Annotated in this window: 19 protein-coding genes and 1 tRNA gene; 14 read left to right on the forward strand and 6 right to left on the reverse strand. The window is 70.4% G+C overall.

What is annotated here, in order from left to right:
- The first annotated feature begins 38 nt into the window (after positions 1 to 38).
- From FB391_RS07060 to FB391_RS07070, 3 genes are read left to right on the forward strand one after another with little or no spacing between them, the layout of a single operon-like run.
- The gene (locus FB391_RS07060; protein ID WP_141893769.1) at positions 39 to 1553 is read left to right on the forward strand and encodes a malate:quinone oxidoreductase; all 1515 of its coding nucleotides are present in this window, start codon (positions 39 to 41) and stop codon (positions 1551 to 1553) included.
- A 31-nt stretch (positions 1554 to 1584) separates the two neighbouring features.
- Positions 1585 to 3621, forward strand: a complete 2037-nt coding sequence (locus FB391_RS07065) for a DUF2207 domain-containing protein (protein ID WP_141893770.1) — start codon at positions 1585 to 1587, stop codon at positions 3619 to 3621.
- A gap of 54 nt (positions 3622 to 3675) precedes the next feature.
- Positions 3676 to 4323, forward strand: coding sequence for a thymidine kinase (locus FB391_RS07070; RefSeq protein WP_141893771.1), 648 nt, complete (start codon positions 3676 to 3678; stop codon positions 4321 to 4323).
- Between the two features lie 18 nt (positions 4324 to 4341).
- Here the strand turns inward: FB391_RS07070 and FB391_RS07075 are convergent, their stop codons facing one another.
- Entirely contained in the window at positions 4342 to 5172 is an 831-nt protein-coding gene (locus FB391_RS07075) for a DUF1295 domain-containing protein (protein WP_141893772.1), read from the reverse strand.
- 125 nt (positions 5173 to 5297) lie between these two features.
- Here FB391_RS07075 and FB391_RS07080 point away from each other — a divergent pair, with 125 nt between their 5' ends.
- Positions 5298 to 6077 (forward strand): FadR/GntR family transcriptional regulator, encoded by a 780-nt coding sequence (locus tag FB391_RS07080; RefSeq protein ID WP_425462941.1) that lies wholly within the window; start codon positions 5298 to 5300, stop codon positions 6075 to 6077.
- A 17-nt stretch (positions 6078 to 6094) separates the two neighbouring features.
- A complete protein-coding gene (locus FB391_RS07085) occupies positions 6095 to 7480 on the forward strand; it encodes an alpha-hydroxy acid oxidase (protein ID WP_141893773.1) in 1386 nt (461 codons plus the stop codon).
- 82 nt (positions 7481 to 7562) lie between these two features.
- Here the strand turns inward: FB391_RS07085 and FB391_RS07090 are convergent, their stop codons facing one another.
- The 4 genes from FB391_RS07090 to FB391_RS07105 form a co-directional block, all read right to left on the reverse strand.
- Complete coding sequence (locus FB391_RS07090) at positions 7563 to 8339, reverse strand: HAD-IIB family hydrolase (RefSeq protein ID WP_141893774.1); 777 nt, start codon at positions 8337 to 8339, stop codon at positions 7563 to 7565.
- A 51-nt stretch (positions 8340 to 8390) separates the two neighbouring features.
- Positions 8391 to 8467 (reverse strand) — tRNA-Pro (locus FB391_RS07095).
- Positions 8468 to 8496: 29 nt separating this feature from the next.
- Positions 8497 to 9435, reverse strand: a complete 939-nt coding sequence (locus FB391_RS07100) for a metallophosphoesterase (RefSeq protein WP_141893775.1) — start codon at positions 9433 to 9435, stop codon at positions 8497 to 8499.
- The gene (locus FB391_RS07105) at positions 9435 to 12248 is read right to left on the reverse strand and encodes a transglycosylase domain-containing protein (RefSeq protein WP_141893776.1); all 2814 of its coding nucleotides are present in this window, start codon (positions 12246 to 12248) and stop codon (positions 9435 to 9437) included. The genes FB391_RS07100 and FB391_RS07105 overlap by 1 nt, the downstream gene beginning before the upstream one ends.
- Positions 12249 to 12358: 110 nt before the next feature.
- On the opposite strand from FB391_RS07105, the gene sp36 reads away from it, so the two are divergent.
- Together sp36 and FB391_RS07115 are read left to right on the forward strand one after the other, a co-directional pair.
- The gene (gene sp36 / locus FB391_RS07110; RefSeq protein ID WP_141893777.1) at positions 12359 to 12574 is read left to right on the forward strand and encodes a Sp36 family protein; all 216 of its coding nucleotides are present in this window, start codon (positions 12359 to 12361) and stop codon (positions 12572 to 12574) included.
- Positions 12575 to 12576: 2 nt separating this feature from the next.
- Entirely contained in the window at positions 12577 to 13044 is a 468-nt protein-coding gene (locus tag FB391_RS07115; protein ID WP_141893778.1) for a RidA family protein, read from the forward strand.
- Positions 13045 to 13116: 72 nt separating this feature from the next.
- On the opposite strand, the gene acs is transcribed toward FB391_RS07115, so the two are convergent.
- The gene (acs, locus tag FB391_RS07120; protein ID WP_141893779.1) at positions 13117 to 15111 is read right to left on the reverse strand and encodes an acetate--CoA ligase; all 1995 of its coding nucleotides are present in this window, start codon (positions 15109 to 15111) and stop codon (positions 13117 to 13119) included.
- 420 nt (positions 15112 to 15531) lie between these two features.
- On the opposite strand from acs, the gene FB391_RS07125 reads away from it, so the two are divergent.
- The 7 genes from FB391_RS07125 (at position 15532) to tmk (ending at position 22045) form a co-directional block, all read left to right on the forward strand.
- The gene (locus FB391_RS07125; protein WP_246093400.1) at positions 15532 to 16671 is read left to right on the forward strand and encodes a TadA family conjugal transfer-associated ATPase; all 1140 of its coding nucleotides are present in this window, start codon (positions 15532 to 15534) and stop codon (positions 16669 to 16671) included.
- On the forward strand, positions 16668 to 17624 hold the full coding sequence (locus FB391_RS07130) for a type II secretion system F family protein (protein ID WP_246093402.1): 957 nt from the start codon (positions 16668 to 16670) through the stop codon (positions 17622 to 17624). The genes FB391_RS07125 and FB391_RS07130 overlap by 4 nt, the downstream gene beginning before the upstream one ends.
- A 40-nt stretch (positions 17625 to 17664) precedes the next feature.
- A complete protein-coding gene (locus tag FB391_RS07135) occupies positions 17665 to 17904 on the forward strand; it encodes a DUF4244 domain-containing protein (RefSeq protein ID WP_185842995.1) in 240 nt (79 codons plus the stop codon).
- Entirely contained in the window at positions 17904 to 18260 is a 357-nt protein-coding gene (locus FB391_RS07140) for a TadE family type IV pilus minor pilin (protein WP_246093403.1), read from the forward strand. The genes FB391_RS07135 and FB391_RS07140 overlap by 1 nt, the downstream gene beginning before the upstream one ends.
- A 52-nt stretch (positions 18261 to 18312) precedes the next feature.
- Entirely contained in the window at positions 18313 to 18618 is a 306-nt protein-coding gene (locus FB391_RS07145) for an Rv3654c family TadE-like protein (RefSeq protein WP_246093404.1), read from the forward strand.
- Between the two features lie 68 nt (positions 18619 to 18686).
- Entirely contained in the window at positions 18687 to 21404 is a 2718-nt protein-coding gene (topA, locus tag FB391_RS07150) for a type I DNA topoisomerase (protein WP_141893781.1), read from the forward strand.
- Complete coding sequence (tmk, locus tag FB391_RS07155) at positions 21401 to 22045, forward strand: dTMP kinase (protein WP_141893782.1); 645 nt, start codon at positions 21401 to 21403, stop codon at positions 22043 to 22045. Before topA ends, tmk begins: the two co-directional genes overlap by 4 nt.
- Positions 22046 to 22108 lie beyond the last annotated feature (63 nt).

Consider the following 22108-nt stretch of genomic DNA (forward strand, 5'->3'; position numbering starts at 1 on the left):
GCGACGTCGACGCTGTGCGGGCGAACTAGGATTGACGGGTGACCGATACGCCCGCTGAGTCCGTCCACGCCCCCGCCCCTCACGTCGAGACGGTCGACGTGCTCCTGATCGGCGGCGGGATCATGAGTGCGACGCTGGGGACGCTGCTGCACGAGCTGCAGCCCGACCTCAAGATCGCGGTGTTCGAGCGGCTGAGCGATGTGGCCCTCGAGAGCTCGAACGCGTGGAACAACGCCGGCACCGGTCACGCGGCGCTCTGCGAGCTGAACTACATGCCCGAAGGCAAGGACGGCTCGGTCGACCCCACGAAGGCCATCTCGATCAACGAGCAGTTCCAGCAGAGCCGTCAGCTCTGGTCGTCGCTCGTCGACGCGGGAGTGCTCGACGCCCCCACCACCTTCATCAACTCCACCCCGCACATGACCTTCGTACGCGGCGAGAAGGATGTCGCCTACCTCAAGAAGCGCTACGAGGCGCTCAAGGACCAGCCGCTGTTCCAGGGCATCGAGTACAGCGAGGACTCCCGGGTCATCAACCAGTGGGCGCCGCTGCTCATGCAGAAGCGTCGCAAGGGCGAGCCCTTCGCCGCGACGCGCATGCCCGCCGGCACCGACGTCGACTTCGGAGCGCTCACGCACCAGCTGTTCGACCGGCTCGCCGAGTCGGGTGCCGACGTGCGCACCAACACCGAGGTGCGCCGGCTCAAGCGCCTGGCCGACGGCACCTGGAAGGTGACCTACCGCCGCACGATCGGCCGCACGCCGGGCGAGATCCGCGCGAAGTTCGTGTTCGTCGGTGCCGGCGGCTGGGCGCTCAAGCTGCTGCAGCGCTCGGGCATCCCCGAGATCTCGGGGTACGGCGTGTTCCCCATCGGCGGGCAGTTCCTCAAGACCTCGAACCCCGCGATCGTCGCGCAGCACCAGGCGAAGGTGTACTCGCAGGCGTCGGTGGGCGCTCCGCCCATGTCGGTGCCGCACCTCGACACCCGCATGGTCGACGGCGAGGCATCCCTGCTGTTCGGTCCGTTCGCGACCTTCAGCCCGAAGTTCCTCAAGACCGGCTCGTGGTTCGACATCGTCGGCCAGGTGCGGTGGGGCAACCTCGGCCCGATGCTCAAGGTCGCGTGGGACAACCCGAGCCTCATCACGTACCTCGTCGGTGAGCTCGTCAAGAACCACAAGAAGAAGGTCGACAGCCTGCGCGTGTTCATGCCCACCGCGAAGGACGAGGACTGGACCCTCATCCAGGCCGGTCAGCGCGCCCAGGTCATGAAGAAGGACCCCGAGAAGGGCGGCGTGCTGCAGTTCGGCACCGAGGTCGTCACGGGGGCCGACGGCACGATCGCGGGACTCCTCGGCGCTTCGCCGGGCGCCTCCACGGCGGTCTCGATCATGCTCGGCCTGCTGAAGACCTGCTTCCCCGACCGCATCGGCGAGTGGGAGCCGCGGCTGCGCGAGCTGATCCCGAGCTACGGCGACACGCTCAACCCGCGCCCCGAGATCGCGCGCGAATCCCTCGGCGAGACGGCCGAGACGCTCGCGCTCACGGCCTGACCCCGGCCCGCTCGACCCCTAGGGTGGGGGCATGCGTGCACGGCTCACCTGGCGCTTCTGGGGCGTCGCCATCGCCCTGCTCGTGGCGGTGGCGGTCGCCGGTACCGTCGCGATCGTCCACAGCACCGCCACGCCGCCGGCGAGTGCCGGCGTCGCCGCGCGCACGGGCTCGTCGGGGGCGGCGGCGCTGCGCGTCATGGGCGGCGTCGACGATTTCTCGTACGACGCGTTCGAGGCCGACTACTGGCTGGGGCGGGATGCCGGCGGCCAGAGCGAGCTGTACACGACCGAGCGGATCGTCGCGCACTTCCCGGACGTCGACCAGAACAAGGGCATCGTGCGGTGGATCCCGAAGGCCGACTCCGGCATCGCGCACGACCCCGAGGTGGTGAGCGTCACCGGTGTCGGCGGTCAGGCGATCCCCTGGTGGACCGAGGAGGACGAGGACTTCGTCTACGTGCTCACGGGCGACGACACCTACGTCCACGGCGCGCAGACCTATGTCATCTCGTACACGATGCGGGACGTCGTGCTCCGATATGAGGACACGTCAGCCGACGAGTTCTACTGGGACACCGTCGGCACCGCTCACGCGCAGGCCTTCGATGACGTGCGCGCCGACGTCCACATCCTCGGCGATGCCGCGGATGGCCTGCTGCCCGAGCGGGCGTTCTGCTACACCGGTGCCGCCCAGTCGACCGATCGTTGCGAGATCCGGCAGACCGAGGCCGTCGCCCCGCCCGACCCCGTCGCGGTGTGGGCACTCGGGCACGGCATCGTCGGGGCGGTCGACACCCAGGCGGCCTTCACCGCGGGCGACACGGGCCTCGGCGCTGACGAGAACGTGACCGTGGCGATCGGCTTCGAGCTCGGCACCTTCGTGGCGCCCACCCCGCCCCCGCCGCCGCCCTACCCGTGGTGGGAGTGGATCCTGCCCGCGCTGGGGCTGCTCGCGGGAATCGGCGGGCTGGTGTTCGTGCTGGTGATGAAGCGGTTCCTGCGCCGAAATCCCGATCGCTCGCCCGTCATCGTCCAGTACACGCCGCCTGTCGACGAGTCGCCGACACTGTCGGCGGGCGTGCTGGGAGTGCCCGCCAAGGCGCTCGCGGCGCACGTGGTCGACCTGGCGGTGCGCGACAAGGTCGAGATCACCGCATCCGGCGATCGATCCGACGCCGATGACTTCCACGTCGTCCTGCGCGATGCCGCTGGTCTCGAGCACGACGACCGCCGCATCGTCACGACGCTGTTCGGAAAGGATGCCGCGCCCGGCGACCGCGTCGACCTCGGCGTGTTCGCCGCGAAGCCGCCGGTGCGTGCGGTGACCTACGTGCGGCGCATCGAGGACTCCACCGTGGACCGCGGTTACCGCAGCCGGACGCCGGGATGGGTGGGGGCGGTGCGCGGCCTTCTGCAGTTCGGTGGCCTCGCGGTCGCCGTCGTGATGACGTTCTTCCTCGATGCGGTGCCGTCGGTGCTCACCGATCTCGGGGCGCTGGGCGGGTGGATCAACTTCTTCTCGATCGCGAGTGCGTTCGGCGCCTTCATCGTGCTGCCCTGGTTCGGGCTGCCCAAGACGACGCTCACGCTCGCCGGCGGTCGTCACAAGACGTACCTCGAGGGCATCCGCGCGTACCTGCGCCTGGCCGAGGAGGACCGTCTGCGCGCCGCGCAGACGCCGCAGACCGCGGACCTGGTGTCGGCCGGCCGTCGGACCTTCGGCGAGGCGCCGAACGCGCCCGGTGCCGATGTGGTCAACCTCTACGAGCGTCTGCTGCCGTACGCGGTGCTGTTCGGGATGCAGCGCGAGTGGGTGCGCGTGATCCAGGCGGCGGCCCCGCCCGAGGTCGTGGCGACGAGGATCGCGCTGTTCGACTCGGTGACGTCGAACTCGCTGTCGGACGCATCTTCGTCCATCGGCCGCCTCGCCGCGACGCCGGTGTCGAGCGGAAGCTCGTCCAGCTCGTCCGGATCGTCGTTCTCCAGCAGCTGGTCGTCGTCAGGAGGGTCGTTCGGCGGCGGCTTCTCGGGCGGCGGCGGAGGAGGCGGAGGCTTCGGCGGCCGCTGAGCGCTTCGTCCCGTCGCTGCGCTCCTCGCTCAGACCACGCACTACGCTCGATCCGTGGCCAAGCTCTACTTCCGTTACGGCGCGATGAACTCGGGCAAGTCGACGTCGCTGCTGCAGGCCGCGTACAACTACGAGGAGCGCGGGCAGCATGTGCTGCTCGCCAAGCCCGCCATCGACACCAAGGGGGCGGATCAGATCGACAGCCGCCTGGGCGTCAAGCGCACGGTCGACTTCCTGGTGCGCCCCGAGGACGACATCCGCGCGCTGTTCGCCGAGCACCGCGCACGGGTGAAGGCCGAGGCGGCCGACACCCTCGTCCCCGAGGTGCTCGAGCACGAGGTGGACGTCGCGTGCCTGCTCATCGACGAGGCGCAGTTCCTCACCCGCGAGCAGGTCGACGACCTGCTGCGGATCGTCGTGTTCGACGGCGTGCCGGTGCTCGCGTACGGGATCCGCACCGACTTCCAGACCCAGGCGTTCCCGGGCTCGGCGCGCCTGCTGGAGCTCGCGCACAGCCTGGAGGAGCTGAAGACCATCTGCCGTTGCGGCCGCAAGGCGCTGTTCAACGCCCGACTGATCGGCGGCCGGTTCGTCTTCGACGGCGATCAGGTCGCGATCGACGAGCTGACCGCCGACCGCGTCACCTACGAGTCGCTGTGCGCAGAGGACTACCTCCGCGCTTCGGGCGGACGACTGGAGTGACGGCGGGCTCCGCCGGTCTCAGGCCGTCTCGGCGGCCGGACGCCGCCGGTGGGGGAGCGGGACGAGCATGGACGTCGAACGCTGGTACTCCCGGTAGGCCGGGTACTTCGCCGACGAGATCGATTCGGTGAACACCGTCGAACCGATGAACAGCACCGTCAGGAGCGCGGCGCCGACGATGGTCCAGTTGAGCCAGCTGCCGCCGTCGGTGACGAGCGCGACGGCTCCGATGGCGTAGAACGCCCACCACTGCGCCTGCTCGAAGAAGAAGTTGGGGTGGCGGCTGTACGCGAACAGTCCCGTCGTGAGGAAGCCCGGCTCCAGCGCTCCGCCGGCCGCCTTCTTGGCCTGGTGGAAGCGCCACTGCTGCTGGTCGGCGACGGTCTCGCCGATGAGGAATGCGATGAACAGCGCCGAGAAGACGGCATCCCATCCGGTGAAGGGCGAGGGATGCTGCCACGCGATGTACGCGGGCAGGCTGATGAGCACCAGCAGCGCGCTCTGGAAGAGCACGATGAAGAAGAGGTTGAACAGCTGGAACTGCCAGCGCGTCATGCGGCCGCGCAGGATCGCCCAGCGGTAGTCCTCCATGCCGGTGTAGCCGCCCTTGCGCGCGAAGTTGTACGTCAGTCGCGCGCCCCACGCCGTCACGAGCACCGCCATCACGACCAGGCGGGTCGCGTCGGCACCCGCGATGAGCGCGGCCGCGGCGAAGATCCACACGTAGATCACGGGCACGATCGACCAGATGCGATCGATCCACGAGGTCTCGTTCGTCACGAGGGAGGTGATCCAGCAGAAGGCCGCTGCGACACCCGCGACGATGAGGACGAGGAGGAGGGGATCCATGAGGTCAGGCTACCGCTCCGCGGACGACATGCGGCGTCACGCGGGTTGCCTGTGGTCCGACCACACGTTATCGTGGTCTGACCACACGGCGCGGATGCCGTGTCCCGACATGGATGAGGAGATCCGTGACTGGAATCCCCACGCGATCCAGCGCGTCGCCGACTGCGGCGGCCGCGCCCGCAGCGCGCGCGTGGCGCGTCGTGCTCGAGCGGATCGAGACGGATCTGCTCGACGGCACGCTGCGCCCCGGCGATCGGCTTCCGCCCGAGCGCGAGCTGTCGGCGACGCTCGGCGTCGGCCGGTCCAGCGTGCGCGAGGCGCTGCGCGTCCTGGAGGTCATGGGCCTCATCCGCACGGGCACCGGCTCAGGCCCCACGTCCGGCGCCATCATCATCGCCACGCCCCAGGGCGGGATGTCGGCGCTGCTGCGGCTGCAGGTCGCGGCGCAGGGGTTCCCGTTCGACGACGTCGTCGCGACCCGCCTCGTCCTCGAATCGGCCGTCGTCGAGGCCCTCGCCGCCGACCCCGGCCGCTCCACCGCCGACGCCCGCGACATCCTGGTCGCGATGGACGCCGACGACCTGACCGTGCCCGAGTTCCTCGCCCTCGATGCGCAGCTGCACCTCGCATTGGCGGAAGCATCGGGCAACGTCGTGATCGCGGCGATGATGGCGGGCCTGCGCACCGCCATCGAGTCGTACGTGCAGGCCGGCGCCGCCGGGATCGCGGAGTGGGAGCCTGCTGCCGCACGCCTGCGCCGCGAGCACCACGCCATCCTCGACGCCGTGGACGCCGGTGACGGCGCCCGCGCGCGCACGCTCGTCCACGATCACATCGCCGGCTACTACGAGGCTGCGGGACTCGCGCCCGCGGCCGCCGGCATCCCGGATCTCACCCGCCCCTGACCCCCGGAGGTACCCCCATGGTCACCCGCCAGTTCCCCAAGCCCGCAGAGCTCCTCGAGCTCATGCAGTTCAAGAAGCCCGAGCTCGACGCCCGCAAGCGCCGGCTGGACGCCGCGCTCACCATCTACGACCTGCGCACCATCGCCAAGCGCCGCACGCCCAAGGCCGCGTTCGACTACACCGACGGCGCCGCCGAGGGCGAGCTGTCGCTCGCGCGCGCCCGCCAGGCGTTCGAGGACGTCGAGTTCCACCCCGACGTGCTGCGCCCGGCCGAGAGCGTCGACCTCTCCACCGAGATCCTGGGCGGGCCTTCGGCGATGCCCTTCGGCATCGCGCCGACGGGTTTCACGCGCCTCATGCAGACCGAGGGCGAGACCGCGGGCGCGGGTGCCGCCGGGGCCGCCGGCATCCCGTTCACGCTGTCGACCCTCGGCACCACGTCGATCGAGGGCGTCAAGGCCGCGAACCCGAACGGGCGCAACTGGTTCCAGCTGTACGTCATGCGCGACCGCGAGATCTCGTACGGCCTCGCCCGCCGCGCTGCCGCGGCGGGCTTCGACACGCTCCAGTTCACGGTGGACACGCCAGTCGCCGGCGCACGGCTGCGCGACAAGCGCAACGGCTTCTCGATCCCGCCGCAGCTGACCCTCGGCACGATCATCAACGCCATCCCGCGGCCGTGGTGGTGGTACGACTTCCTCACCACGCCGAAGCTCGAGTTCGCGTCGCTGTCGACCACCGGCGGCACCGTCGGAGAGCTGCTCGACGCGGCCATGGACCCGACCATCAGCTACGACGACCTCGCGATCATCCGCGACATCTGGCCCGGCAAGATCGTCGTCAAGGGCGTGCAGAACGTCGCCGACTCGAAGCGGCTCATCGACGCCGGTGTCGACGGCATCATCCTCTCCAACCACGGCGGACGCCAGCTCGATCGCGCGCCCATCCCGTTCCGGCTCCTGCCCGATGTCGTCCGCGAAGTGGGTCGCGATGCCACCGTGATGGTCGACACCGGCATCATGAATGGCGCCGACATCGTCGCCTCGATCGCCCTGGGCGCGAAGTTCACGCTCATCGGGCGCGCGTACCTCTACGGCCTGATGGCCGGCGGTCGCCAGGGCGTCGACCGCACGATCGCGATCCTCCGCAGCGAGATCGAGCGCACCATGAAGCTGCTCGGCGTCTCGTCGATCGCCGAGCTTGAGCCCCGCCACGTCACGCAGCTGCAGCGCCTCGTTCCGGTCTCGGCGCCCGTCGCCGCCGCGGCTTCGGCTGCATCGGCCCCGCGTGCCGCGCGTTCCGCGGGCGGTACGGCTGCGAAGACCGCCGCCTCGAGCGCCGGGAAGGCGGATGCCGCGGCGCCCCGCGCGGCGAAGCCCGCCGCGTCGCGCGCCAAGGCCTGACCCCTCGGCTCGCCTGTCACGAACGGTGCGTCATCCGCGCCATCCGTGACAGGCGAGCGGGATGGGCCGGCTGCTGCCGTCGTCAGACGCGGACGGGAAGGGTCGGGATCAGCGCCTCGAGGTACGTCACCGTGTCTTCCCAGCCGTCGACCGCGTGGCAGCGCACGCCCATCGCGAGCACGGGGTAGTCGTTGCCGTCGGGGTCGAGGCGGTCGCCCACGAACAGCATGTCGTCGAGGCTGATGCCGGTCTGCTCGGCGAGCCGGCGCATGCCGTAAGCCTTGTCGATGCCGCGCTCGGTGATGTCGACCGACGTCGAGCCGCCAGAGCGCACCTCCAGATCGGGGAGGAGCGCGGCCACCGCCGCGCGGAGCGTGTTCTTCTTCTCGCCTGTCGGGTCCCACGCCGTCTTCGCGGCGACGGGGGCCTGCTGGCCGAGTGCCGAGAACGTGATCTGCGAGCCGCGATCCTCGAGGATCTCGCCCCACGTCTCGGACTCCCACAGGCCCAGGCGGCGCGCCTCGCCCTCGACGGCCGCGAGGGCGCGCGACTTCTGGTCGTCGCTCAGCGATCGCTGGTAGATCGTGACGACGGCATCGGCCGACAGCCGGTAGTACTGGGTGCCGCAGGTGGGCAGCAGGTGCAGGCGGGCACGGGCGTCGGCGGCGTCGGCGGGGAGCCGGTCCACGACTTGCGTCGTGAACTGCGCGAGCTGCCCGCCCGAGATGACCGCCACCTCGACGCGCTCGGCAAGGGCGACCAGCAGCTCGCCGATGCGGCCGTCGATCGGGCTCTTGGACGGCGCCAGCGTGTCGTCGAGATCGAAGGCGACGAGGCGGGGAGCGCTGCGGTCGGCCACGATGTCGGTCCTTTCATGAAAGAGGCCCCGCCTTCCGGCGGAGCCTCTCTGTGGTCGGGGTGACAGGATTTGAACCTGCGGCCTCTTCGTCCCGAACGAAGCGCGCTACCAAGCTGCGCCACACCCCGTTTTGCAACCCTCCGAGTCTAACCGATCGTCAGGGGTGCTGTTGACCACGCCGGGGAATCAGCGTGAGGAGCGAGGCCTCGGGGCGGCACGCGAAGCGGACCGGGGCGTAGATCGAGTGCCCCAGGCCGGCGCTCACGTTGAGCGGCACGGTACGTCCGAGGTGCGTCCATTCGCTCAGCCCGCGCGCCTGCTTCAGGGGGATGTCGCAGTTCGCGACGAGCGCCCCGAATCCCGGTACGCGCACCTGGCCGCCGTGGGTGTGCCCGGCGAAGATCGCATCGGCGCCGAGGTCGACGAAATCGTCCAGCACGCGGCGGTACGGGGCGTGGGTCACGCCGAGCGTGAGGTCGCGGGCATCCATCGCGGAAACGAGATCCGGCAGCACCTCGAGCCGGTCCCACCCCCGGTGGGCGTCGCTCACGCCGAACGCGCCGATGCGCAGACCGCCTGCCTGAACCGATCCGATCCGGTTGTTGAGGTCGAGCCAGCCGAGTTCATCGGTGAAATAGCGGTCGAGCGCTTCGGTGTCGAGCGGCTCGGCCGTGTGCGTCACCTTCGACGGACCCGTGAAGTACTTGAGCGGGTTGCGGGGTGAGGGAGCGGTGTGATCGTTCGACCCGTGCACGAAGAAGCCGGGGATGCCGCGCAGCGCGTCGAACGCGCTGCGGAGGCCCCGCAGGCCGTCCTCATGGCCCATGTTGTCGCCGGTGTTGACGATCAGATCCGGCTGCAGGTCCGCGAGGGCCGCGATCCACCGCTGCTTGCGGTGCTGCCACGGCGCCATGTGCGCGTCCGACAGGTGCAGCACGCGGATCGGAGCCGAGTCCTCGGGCAGCACCGGCACCTCGTGGACGCGGAGGGTGAACAGGTAGCGCTCGATGCCGATGCCCCACACAGCGGTGCCGACACCGACCGCCCCCACCGTGCCGAGCAGGGTGAGGGCGGTGCGCGTGGATGCCGAGGGCACTAGCCGTTACCGCTGCCGCGGCCGCCCCCGCCGCCACCGCAGTCGGAAGCGGTGTAGTCGACGGCGATCGACGTGTTGCGGTTCACGACCGTGCCGGACGCCGGGTTGGTGCCGGTCGCTTTGGACTGGTTCGAGTTGTCGTTCGCCGGCGTGCACGTGCCGTCGCTGACGTTGCCGAAACCTGCCTGGCGGAGCGCCCGCTTCGCGTCGTCCAGCGAGCGTCCGGAGACGTCGGGGATCGAGATGCCCTGCCCATTGCTGGGGTTGATCGTGACGGTCGTGCCGCCCGCGACCTCGCCCGCGCCGGGGTTCTGCGCGCCCACCGAGCCCGCCGGCTGGTTGGAGTCGACCTCGGGCCCGATCTCGACCGTGAACCCGGCCTCTTCGAGCTGCGCCTTGGCCGCATCCATCGTCATGCCGAGCACGTTGGGGAGCTGGACCATCTGCACCTTGGTCAGCGCGTCATCGGGCTTCGCGAACGCGTCGCCAGGATAGGCCTCGTCCACCGTGCGCTGGATCGCCTTCGAGATCGGGAAGCGGATCTGATTGAGCATGTTGCCGTTGTAGCGCGTCTTGGTGATGTCGCCACCGCCGTCGACATTGCCGACCCAGGTCGCCGTCGAGACGCGGCTGCTCGACTGAACCATCCAGGTCGTGATCTCTTCGTGCGTACCTGTCTTGCCGAGGACCGGCGTCCGGTCGCCCGGGTTGGCTCCGGCGCCGCTGCCGCCACTGGCCAGCACGCCCTGAAGCGCGTAGGCCGCGGTCGCCGCGACGTTGGGAGCGATCACCTGGGAGCACGTCCGCTCCGGCTTGGGCAGCTCGTTGCCGTCCGCGTCGGTGATGCGGTCGATCGCCTGCGGCTGGCAGTACACGCCGTTGTTGGCGATCGTGGCGTACGCCTCGGCCATCGCCATCGGCGACACGAAGTTGGTGCCGATGATCGAGTTGAGGTTGGTCATCGACACCTCCTTGCCGTTGCCCTGGGTCACGCCCATGCGCGTCGCGACGTTCTTGATGTCGCACAGGTCGAGCTTCTCGGCCATGGCGAAGAAGCCGGTGTTCAGCGAGTCCTTCGTGAACCGCATGGGCGTGCCCATGTAGCCCTTGTTGCCGCCGAAGTTCTTGATGAGGTCGTTCGCGGTGTTGTACCAGTCGCCCTCGCACGAGTTCTTCATCTTCTTGAACACGTGCAGCGTTCCGTTGAGCGTCTCGTTGACGGAGTGGCCCTTCTCGAGCCAGTCGACCAGCGTGAAGAGCTTGAACGTCGAGCCCGCGGGGAAGCCGCGGGAGTTGCCGTACGTCAGGTCTCCCGCGAAGACGAGTGACGAGTAGTTGGGATCGCTGGAGACCGCGGCATCCTCACTGAACTTCGTGTTCTGAGCGATCGCGAGGATGCGGCCGGTCGTGGCCTCGATGCTGACCGAGGTCGCGCCGAAACGGCCGGGCGAGGGCACCGTGCGTCCGATGGGCATGTCGGCGGCCGAGGGTGCGTACTGCGTCATCGCGCTCTGGGCTGTCGCCTGCACGCGGGGGTCGAGCGTCGTGTAGACGTTGAGGCCACCGCGGGCGAGGAGCGCCTGACGGTCCTCGCGCGTCTCACCGAAGGCGGGGTCGTTGAGGATGACGTCCTTCACGTACTGGCAGAAGTACTCCGAGCCGACGGAGTTGACGCAGCCCGTCTTGGGCGGTGTGACCGCCGGGGTGATGGGCCAGACGGCCGCCTCGACATACTGCTCGCGCGTGATCTTGCCGTCGTCGAGCATGCGGCTGAGCACGTACAGCTGACGGACCTTGGTCGAGGTGTAGCCGTCGGCGGCAGCGAACTTCTGCTCCTCGGTGATCTCGCCGGACTTCACGAGGTTGTCGAGGGCGACGAGGTTGGCTCCCTCGTCGATCACGCCGTCCGGCGCCTTGTTGAAGCTGGTGGTGCCGTCGGAGCTCCAGATCGAGCCGTCGGGCTTGTCGATGCGGAAGTTGTTGGGGTTCTGCACCATGCCGGCGAGGGTCGCGGCCTGTGCCACCGTGAGGTTCGCCGCCGTCGTGCTGAAGTACTCGCGGGCAGCCGACTCGATGCCGTAGGTCACGCCGCCCCAGTTGGCGATGTTCATGTAGCCGAGGAGGATGTCGTTCTTCGAGTACTTCTGCTCGAGCGAGATCGCGTAGCGCATCTCCTGGAGCTTGCGCGTGTAGCCCTCCGCGCCATCGGCCGTCGTCGCGTCGCTCCAGCACTTCGCGAGCACGGCATCGCGGCTGAGCTCGACGACAGCGGCACCGGTCTCGTCGACGACGGTCTCGCCCTTGTCGTCGGTCTTGTAGACCGTCTTGGCATCCTGCTCGCACTTCTGGATCAGCACGTTCTTGACGTACTGCTGGCTGATCGATGAAGCGCCTTGGGTCTCGCTGGCGCCCTTGGCGTTGGACAGCAGGGCGCGCGCGGTGCCGATGAGGTCGATGCCGCCGTGCTGGTAGTACCGCGGATCCTCGCTCGACAGCAGCGCGTCGTACATGACGGGGCTGATCTGGTCGAAGTTGACCGGCGTGCGGTCCTGCTCCAGGAACTGGGTCAGGAGCGTCGGCTGCCCGGTGGCGGGATCCGTCGCGTAGAAGTTGCTGGGGAGCATGAGCTTGTCGAGTTCGAGGACGCTCGGGAGGTTGTCGAACATCGTGATCGCGCGCTCTGCCGCGGTGCTCGTGATCGCGACCGCGGGGGTGACGGTCGCGGCGATGAGGACACCGGCTGCGGCACTGAGGCCGACGAGTCCGGCGAGACCGCCGAGCACGCCGGTGGCCGTGCGTTTGGTATCAGGCATAGGCTTGATCGTAGGGGAGATACCTGGGCGATCCATCAAGGACTCTCAGCCGACAAAGGTGTTTCCCAGCCTTCATCAGCCGTCACTTTCCGCACACTCGAGGAGTCGCGATGACGACGTGGGAGTACCTCACCACGCCCCTTCTGATCCACAACACCGCCGCGATCCTCAACAACTGGGGCAAGCAGGGCTGGGAGCTCGTCCAGATCGTCCCCGGGCCCGAGGGCGGACTGGTCGCGTACTTCAAGCGTCCGTCGGGTGGCGGGCAGCAGAACGCCGGACTGGATGCCGCGGCGCAGGCAGCCCGTCAGTTCGAGGGAGAGTGACCGTGGCCGTCAGCGAACGTCTCGCCGAGCTCGGCATCGAGCTGCCCTCCGTCGTGCCGCCGGTGGCCGCCTATGTGCCCGCCAAGGCGCACGGCGACCTCGTCTACACCGCCGGCCAGCTGCCCATGGTGGCCGGCGCGCTGCCGGCGACCGGTAAGGTCGGCGAGGGGCACGGCCTCGTGCCCGCCGGTGACGCGAAGACCTATGCGCGCCAGAGCGCCCTCAACGCGATCGCGGCGGCGGCCGCCGCCGTGGGCGGGGTCGACCGCCTCACCGGTGTGCTGAAGGTCACCGGCTTCGTCGCGTCGGTGCCCGAGTTCACCGGTCAGCCGGGGGTCATCAACGGCGCGAGCGAGGTGCTCGGCGAGATCTTCGGCGATGCCGGCCGTCACGCCCGGTCCGCCGTCGGCGTGCCCGTGCTGCCGCTGGACGCGCCGGTCGAGGTCGAGGTCGTCTTCTCGTTCGCCTGAGCCCTACTCGCTCGTCAGGAACGACAGAGGGGATGCCGCAGCCCTGGGCTGCGGCATCCCCTCTTCTCGTCCTTACTTGACCTGGGCTGAGATCACCGACATCACGGCGGTGTCGGCGAGCGTCGTCGTGTCGCCGACCTCGCGGCCCTCGGCGACGTCGCGCAGGAGGCGGCGCATGATCTTGCCGGAGCGCGTCTTGGGGAGCTCGCCGACGATGTAGACGTCGCGGGGGCGCGCGATCGGGCCGATCTGCTCGCCGACCCACTGCCGCAGGATCTGGCCGAGTCCCTCGACGGGGTTCTCGTCGAGGTACGACTGCTTGATGATCACGAAGGCGACGACCGCCTGGCCGGTGGTCTCGTCGGAGGCGCCGACGACCGCGGCCTCGGCGACGGCCTCGTTGCCGACGAGGGCCGACTCGATCTCGGTCGTCGACAGGCGGTGCCCCGACACGTTCATGACGTCGTCGACGCGGCCGAGCAGCCAGACGTCGCCGTCGTCGTCGAGACGGGCGCCGTCACCGGCGAAGTAGTAGCCCTGCTTCTGGAACTTCTCCCAGTAGGTCTCGACGAAGCGCTCCGGGTCTCCCCAGATGCCGCGCAGCATCGACGGCCACGGCTCGGTCACGACGAGGAGGCCGCCGTTGCCGTTGCCGACGTGCGTCCCGTCCTCGTCCACGACGTCGATCGAGATGCCGGGCAGCGGCACCTGCGCCGAGCCGGGCTTGGTCTCGGTGACGCCGGGCAGGGCCGACACCATGATCGAGCCGGTCTCGGTCTGCCACCACGTGTCGACGATCGGCGCGGTCTTGCCGCCGATGATCTTGCGGTACCACATCCACGCCTCGGGGTTGATGGGCTCGCCCACCGAGCCGAGCAGCCGCAGCGACGACAGGTCGAACTGCTTCGGGATCGCGCGCCCGAGCTTCATGAACGAGCGGATCGCGGTCGGTGCGGTGTAGAGCACCGTGACGCCGTACTTCTGCACGATCTCCCACCAGCGGCCCGGGTGCGGGGCGTCGGGCGTGCCTTCGTACAGGACCTGCGTCGCGCCGTTGGCGAGCGGGCCGTACGTGACGTAGGTGTGGCCGGTCACCCATCCGATGTCGGCCGTGCACCAGTACACGTCGGTCTCGGGGTGGATGTCGTGCACGACCTTGTTGGTGAACGCCGACTGCGTGAGGTAGCCGCCCGACGTGTGCAGGATGCCCTTGGGCTTTCCGGTGGTGCCCGACGTGTAGAGGATGAACAGCGGGTTCTCGGCCGGGAACGCCTGCGCCTCGTGCTCGCCCGACGCGGCGGGGACGACGTCGTGCCACCACAGGTCGCGGCCCTCGGCCCAGTCGACCTCGTTGCCGCCGCGCTTGACGACGAGCACGTGCTCCACGGTCTCCTGGGCGCCCGCGCCGCGATCGCCCAGCGCGAGGTCCACGGCGGGCTTGAGCGCCGAGACCTTGCCCTTGCGGTAGCCGCCGTCGGCGGTGATGACGAGCTTCGCGCCCGCGTCGTCGATGCGGGCCCGCAGGCTGTCGGCGGAGAAGCCGCCGAACACGACCGAGTGGATCGCGCCGATCCGGGCGACCGCGAGCATCGAGGCCACGGCTTCGGGGATCATCGGCAGGTAGATCGCGACGCGGTCGCCCTGCCCGACACCGAGGCCTTCGAGCACGTTAGCGAGTCGCTTGACCTCGTCCGTGAGTTCCGCGTACGTGACGCGGCGCTCGTCGCCGGGCTCGCCCTCCCACAGCAGCGCGACGCGGTCGCCGTTGCCTGCGGCGACGTGACGGTCCAGGCAGTTGTACGCGACGTTGAGCTCGCCGTCGGCGAACCACTGGGCGAACGGCGGGTTCGACCAGTCCAGCACCTCGGTGAACGGCTTGTGCCAGTGCAGCTCACGTGCCTGCTCGGCCCAGAACCCCTCGCGGTCCGCCTTCGCGCGGTCATAGAGCTCGGCCGTCGCCACGGCGCTCGCCGCGAACTCGGGCGAGGGCGCGAAGCGCCGATCCTCGGTGAGCAGGTGGTCGATCTGGCTGCTGCCGGCGTGCGTGATCGGGTTCTGATCGCTCATGTGAGCGCGCTCCTTTGCGGGCTTGAGGGAGGCCGAGGGATGTCGGCGAGTCTGCCAGGAAATGTACTCACGACGCCGCGCGGCGACTACCCCCGATAGTAGGTGGCGGTGCCGACACGCGACCCGACCGATATATCAGTGAGAATCCTCTCCTTTTCGTTTTGTTCGGACCCTTGCCTCCCCTATGCTGACCGTTGGCCGAACATTCGATTCTGGCATTGCGGCACCCGACGTCACCCCCCGAATTCGGGTCCGCGCACGGCGGCATCCCATTCCCCCCATGGGATGCCGCCTTTATTCGTCTGGGAGCGGTTCCGCCCAGCGCCTGGACCTTCCTCCACAGCCGGCTGTCTCTCCCGGTCATCCACGGATCGGCCGGTTCGCGCGTCGCGCCGCTGTGGCCGCTCTTAGCGTCGGAACATGTCCACGCCCTTCACCGTCCGGCCCCGCCCCGGCGCTGCGGTCGTGCGGGCTGTGCCGACGGGTGGGGATGCCGATGGCACCGGGCGCACAGCTCGCCTGGGGTCCGCGCGCCGGGAGTCCGGGCGTCCGGTGCCGGTGTGGGTGCCGCAGCAGACTGCGCCCCCTCCGGCGGCCCGGGAGCCCCGCGCGGTGGGGGAGCGGCACCCCTCGCTCCAGCCGTTCGCGGCGTACCTCGACGATCCGGCCGTCACCGACCTGTTCGTGAACGGCGCGGCCGGGCTGTTCGTCGATCGCGGTGCCGGCGTGGTGCCGGCGCGAGAGTGGCGGGCATCAGAAGAAGAGGTGCGCGGACTCGCGGTAGCCCTGATCGGGTACGGGGGCCGGCACATCGACGACGCGTCGCCGTGCGTGGATGTGCGGCTGGACGGCGGCATCCGCGTCCATGCGGTGCTGCCGCCCATCGCGCCGGAGGGCACCGCGATCTCCATCCGCGTGCCACGCATGACCGAACCCAGCCTCGACGACCTGGGCCGGTCGGGCATGTTCGACGACACCGTCCGCCGCCGGCTCGACGAGGCCGTCGCGCGACGGTCGAACGTCTTGGTGACGGGGGCCGCGGGTGCCGGCAAGACCACGCTGCTCGCGGCGCTGCTCGGCGAGGCGCCCGACCACGAGCGCATCGTCACGGTCGAAGACGTGGCCGAACTGCGCATCGCGCACCCCCACCACGTGCGGCTCGAAGCCCGCCAGCCGAACCTCGAGGGCGCGGGCGGCATCGGTCTCGCCCGGCTCGTCCGCGAGGCACTGCGCATGCGACCCGACCGGCTGGTCGTCGGGGAGTGCCGCGGTGACGAGGTCCGCGAGCTCCTGTCGGCGCTCAACACCGGCCACGACGGAGGGGCGGGCACCGTGCACGCGAACGGGCTTCACGATGTGCCCGCGCGTCTGGAGGCCCTGGGCGCCCTGGCCGGCCTTGACGACATCGCGCTCGCGCGCCAGGTCGCCAGCGCCATCGATCTGGTGCTGCACGTGGAGCGCGCGACGGACGGCGTCCGCCGGATCGCCGCGATCGGCCGTCCGGCGATCGACGCGGAAGGGCGCCTCGTCATGGACTCCGCCGGTGGAGGAGGGCCGTGATCGTGGGAGCGCGCCGGCGGTCCGGCCGGCGGCGCGGCGCAGCCGGCGACCCCGAGACCGAGGCCGTGGCGGCGACAGTGCTGCGGCTGGCCGTGCTGCTGCAGGCGGGGGTGGCACCGGCCCGCGCCTGGACGCACCTTGCGCAGTCCGGTGACGCGGCCGCGGCGCGGGTGGTCGCCGCCCTCACGCCCGACACTCCCCCCGCGACGGCGATCGCGCGCACCGGGGGCGGCGCCTGGCGCGAGGTGGCCGTCGCGTACCAGGTCGCGACGACCGTCGGCGCGCCGCTCGCGGCCTGCCTGCGCAGTCTCGCCGGCGCACTGAGCGATGCGCAGCAGGCGGCCGACGACGTGCGCGTCGCCCTTGCCGAACCCGCGGGCACGGCCCGGATGATGGGCTGGCTTCCGCTGCTGGCCGTCGGCCTCGGGGCGGCGCTCGGGTTCGACACCCTCGGCACGCTCGTCGCGACGCCCCTCGGCATCGCGTGCCTCGCGAGCGGCGTCGTGCTCATCGCCGTCGCGCAGCGCTGGACCGGGCGGCTCGTCCGCGCGGCCGAGCGGGCCGGAGGAGTGCCGGGTCTGGATGCCGAGCTGGTCGCGATCGCCCTGAGCGGCGGTGTCTCGATCGAACGGGCACGTGCCGTGGTGACGGATGCGGGGGCGCTCCGCCGCGCGGACGACTCGGCCGCGGCCTCACCCGCACCGGCTCCGGACCACGACATCGATGCGGTGCTCGCGCTGTCGCGATCGGCCGGTGTCCCGGCTGTCGAGCTCCTGCGCGCGTCCGCCGCGCACGCACGGCACCGTGCCCGCGTCGAGGGACGCCTGCGCGCCGCGAAGCTCGCCTCGCGGCTGCTCGTCCCGCTCGGCGTGTGCACGCTCCCCGCTTTCCTGCTGCTCGGCGTCGCCCCGATGCTGCTGAGCGTCATGTCGACCATGTCGCTGTCGCTCTGACCCCTGACCGTGCCCACGACAAGAAACGAACGGAGAACCGATGTCCTCTCGACCCACCCAGCCCCTTCCTCTCCTCACCCGCCGACGTGCGGAGCGGCTGTTCCGCCCGCGGGCCGCCGACGGCCGCGGACCCGACGACGCCGGTGCCGCCACCGCCGAGTACGCCATCGCGACCATGGCGGCCGTCGCCTTCGCCGGCCTCCTGGTCGTCATCATGCGGTCGGACGAGGTGCGGGGCATCCTGACCGATCTCATCCGCCGGGCGCTCACGGTCGCCTGATGCGGACGCGAACCGGAGACGATCGGCGCCGACGGCGTCCCGACGAGCTCGGCTCGGTCGTCGCCGAGTTCGCGATCGCCCTGCCCGCCGTCGCGATCGTGCTCGCGCTCGGCGTCGCGGCGCTCGCGGGCGCGTCACGGCAGGTGCGCCTGCAGGACGCGGTGGCGGATGCCGCACGCCTGAGCGCGCGCGGCGAGCCGGTCGCGCGCGTGACGGGGGCCGTCGTCGCGGCGGTGGCCGAGGCATCCGTCGAGATCTCGGCCCGCGGTGAGCTCGTCTGCGTCACCGCCACGGCGCCCGCACTGCTCGGGCTGCGGGTCAGCGCGTCGGGCTGCGCTCTGGCGGGCGGCCTGTGAGGCGGCTGAGCCCCGAGCCGTGTCTGCGCGGGGACCGCTGATGGCAGGGTCGATGGCTGCCGTCGGTGTCATCGCCGCCGCCGTGGTCCTCACCGGCGGGCTCGCCGCCGTCGGCTCGGCGGCGGTGATCGGCCAGCGGCTCGCGTCCGCGGCAGACGCCGGAGCGCTCGCCGCGGCCGACGCGGCGTCCGGGGCGGTGACCGGCGTCCCGTGCGACCTCGCGGGCGAGGTCGCAGCGGAATTCGGCGCACGCATCGACGCGTGCGACCTGGACGGCCTGATCGCCACCGTGACCGTCGAGATGCGCGTCGGACCCGTCGTCGCGCGTGCCTCGGCACGGGCAGGACCCCCACCGTGATCCGCGGCTCACAGCCCGCACACCGTTAACTGGCGTGTATGGTTTGCGTCGAAGAAAGGACGCCCCCGTTGGCAGAAGGCAAGAAGCTCGTCATCGTCGAGTCTCCGACGAAGATGAAGTCGATCCAGGGGTATCTCGGCGACGGCTACGAGGTGCTCAGCTCGGTCGGCCACATCCGCGATCTCGCAGACAAGAGGGACATCCCGGCCGACAAGAAGCAGGCCTACGGGAAGTACTCCATCGACATCGACAACGGCTTCGACCCGTACTACGTCGAGAGCGAGCGCGGCAAGAAGACCGTGGCCGAGCTCAAGCGCGCGCTGAAGGGGGCGGACGAGCTCCTGCTCGCCACCGATGAAGACCGCGAGGGCGAAGCCATCGCGTGGCACCTGCTGCAGACCTTGAAGCCCAAGGTGCCGGTCAAGCGCATGGTGTTCCACGAGATCACGAAGGACGCCATCCAGGCCGCCGTCGGCAACACGCGCGAACTCGACCTCGCACTGGTCGACGCGCAGGAGACCCGCCGCATCCTCGACCGCCTCTACGGGTGGGACGTCAGCCCCGTGCTCTGGTACAAGGTGCAGCAGGGCACGTCCGCCGGTCGCGTGCAGTCCGCCGCGACGCGACTGGTCGTCGACCGCGAGCGCGAGCGCATGGCGTTCGTCTCGGCGTCGTACTGGGACATCGAGGCGCTCGCTGCGCCGAATCGCCCGCAAGGCCTCGACGAGTCGTTCTCGACCCGTCTGGCGCGCGTGGACGGCGCCGTCCTCGCCCGTGGCACCGACTTCGACGACCGCGGCGAGCTGAAGAAGGCCGTGCTGGTCCTCGACGAGGCACAGGTGCGTGAGCTCGCGACCGCCATCGAGGCGGCGGCCGAAGCATCCGTCACCGCGCTCGAGTCCAAGCCCGGCACCCGCAGCCCCAAGCCCCCGTTCACCACCTCGACCCTGCAGCAGGAGGCCGGACGCAAGCTCTCGATGAGCGCCAAGCATGCCATGGGCGTCGCGCAGCGACTGTACGAGAAGGGGTTCATCACTTATATGCGCACCGACTCGACCGCGCTGTCGACGCAGGCCGTGCAGGCCGCGCGCGAGCAGGCGGTCGCGATGTACGGCGCCGCATCGGTGCCGCTGAACCCGCGCAGCTACCGCAACAACAGCAAGAACGCGCAGGAGGCGCACGAGGCCATCCGCCCGTCGGGCGAGCAGTTCCGCACGCCGGCGTCGGTCTCGAGTGAGCTCGACCGCGACGAGCTGCGCCTGTACGACCTGATCTGGAAGCGCACCATGGCGAGCCAGATGTCCGACGCGAAGTACGAGACCACCACCGTGACCCTCGAGGTGACCGCGGGGGGCCGCCGCGCGGAGTTCACCGCCTCGGGCACGGTCTACACGTTCAAGGGCTTCCTCGAGGCTTACGAAGAGGGCCGCGACGAGAAGCGCAGCGACGCCGACAAGTCCGACGACCAGGCGCTGCCCGCGATGGCGGTGGGCGATGTCCTGCGACTGCGCGACGTGGAGCCCAAGGGCCACGCGACCAGCCCGAAGCCGCGGTACACCGAAGCATCGCTCGTCAAGGCGCTCGAAGAGAAGGGCATCGGCCGTCCGTCGACGTTCGCGAGCATCATCGACGTGATCCTGAACCGCGGCTACGTGACCAAGCGTGGCCAGGCGCTGATCCCGAGCTGGCTCGCCTTCAGCGTCGTGCGCCTGCTCGAAGAGCATTTCGCCGACCTCGTCGACTACGACTTCACCGCAGCGCTCGAGGACGACCTCGACGCCATCGCGCGCGGCGAGCAGAAGCGCCAGGACTGGCTGCAGGAGTTCTACTTCGGCTCGACCGACCACGTCGGGCTGCGCAACATCGTCGACAATCTCGGCGAGATCGACGCGCGCGCCCTCAACTCCACGCCGATCGGCGACGTCGCGACGCTCCGGTTCGGAAAGTACGGGCCGTACCTCGAGGTCCCCGACGCGGCGAACCCCGACGGCGAGCCCCGCCGGGTGAACATCCCCGAGGATCTCGCCCCCGACGAGCTCACGCCCGCCAAGGCGCAGGAGCTCATCGACGCCCCCGTCGCCGGAGACCGCGTGCTGGGAGAGAACCCGGCCAACGGGAAGCTCGTGGTGGTGAAGGACGGCCGGTTCGGCCCGTACGTGCAGGAGACCGACCCGCCGGCCGCGGAGGAGGTCGACGAGGCGACGGGCGAAGTCGTCGCGGTCGAGCCCGAGCCCGCCCCGAAGAAGCGCGGTGCCAAGAAGGATGCGGCGCCCAAGCCCCGTACGGCGTCCCTGTTCAAGTCGATGTCGGTCGACACGATCGACCTCGAGACGGCGCTCAAGCTCCTCGACCTGCCGCGCACGGTCGGAATCGACCCCGAGACCGAGGCTCCGATCACGGCGCAGAACGGCCGCTACGGCCCGTACCTGAAGAAGGGGACCGACTCGCGCACGCTGCAGAGCGAGCAGCAGATCTTCGACATCACCCTCGAAGAGGCCCTCGCCGTGTACGCGCAGCCGAAGTACGGCGCGCGTGGCGCGAGCTCGGCGCTCAAGGAGTTCGAGGCCGACCCCACCAGCGGCAAGCCGATCAAGCTGAAGGACGGCCGCTTCGGCCCGTACGTCACGGACGGCGAGACGAATGCGACGATCCCGCGCGGCGAGGACGCGATGGAGGTCACCTTCGAACGGGCCGTGCAGCTGCTCGCCGACAAGCGTGCGAAGGGACCCGCCAAGCGTCCCGCCGCGCGGCGCACGACGACCCGCAAGCCTGCGGCGAAGAAGTGAGCGCAGCGGTCCCCGAGCCTTCCGAAGGGTTGTTCATCACCTTCGAAGGCGGCGACGGCGTCGGCAAGACGACGCAGGCCGGACTCCTGGAGGAGTGGCTGAAGGATGCCGGGCGCACCGTCGTGCGCACACGCGAGCCCGGCGGCACCGAGGTGGGGGTGCTGATCCGCGACATCGTCCTGCACCACCGTGGTGAGGTGTCGCCGCGGGCCGAGGCGCTGCTCTACGCCGCCGACCGCGCGCACCACATCGAGACGCTCGTCCGCCCGGCGCTCGCACGAGGCGATGTCGTGATCCAGGACCGCTACCTCGACTCCTCCGTCGCCTACCAGGGCGCGGGCCGCGTGCTGGGGCGCGACGAGGTCCGCGACCTGTCGCTGTGGGCCGTCGAAGGGCTCCTCCCCGACCTCACAGTGCTGCTCGACCTCGATCCGGCCGCCGCGCGCGCCCGCCTCGACGCCGACGACAAGCCCTTCGACCGCCTCGAAGCCGAGAAGGAGCACTTCCACGCGCGGGTGCGCGAGGAGTTCCTGGCGCTCGCCGCCGCAGAGCCCGAGCGGTTCCTCGTGCTGGACGCGTCCCGTCCCGCCGCCGAGCTCGCCGCCGCGGTGCGCGAACGCGTCGCCGCTCTCGTTCCCTGACCGGCACCCGCGCCGCCGTGGGCGTCGGGTGCCCCGGTGCGACGTCGGCGCCGCCGTCGGCAT

It is taken from the genome of Microbacterium kyungheense (assembly GCF_006783905.1).
Taxonomy (GTDB): Bacteria; Actinomycetota; Actinomycetes; order Actinomycetales; family Microbacteriaceae; genus Microbacterium; species Microbacterium kyungheense.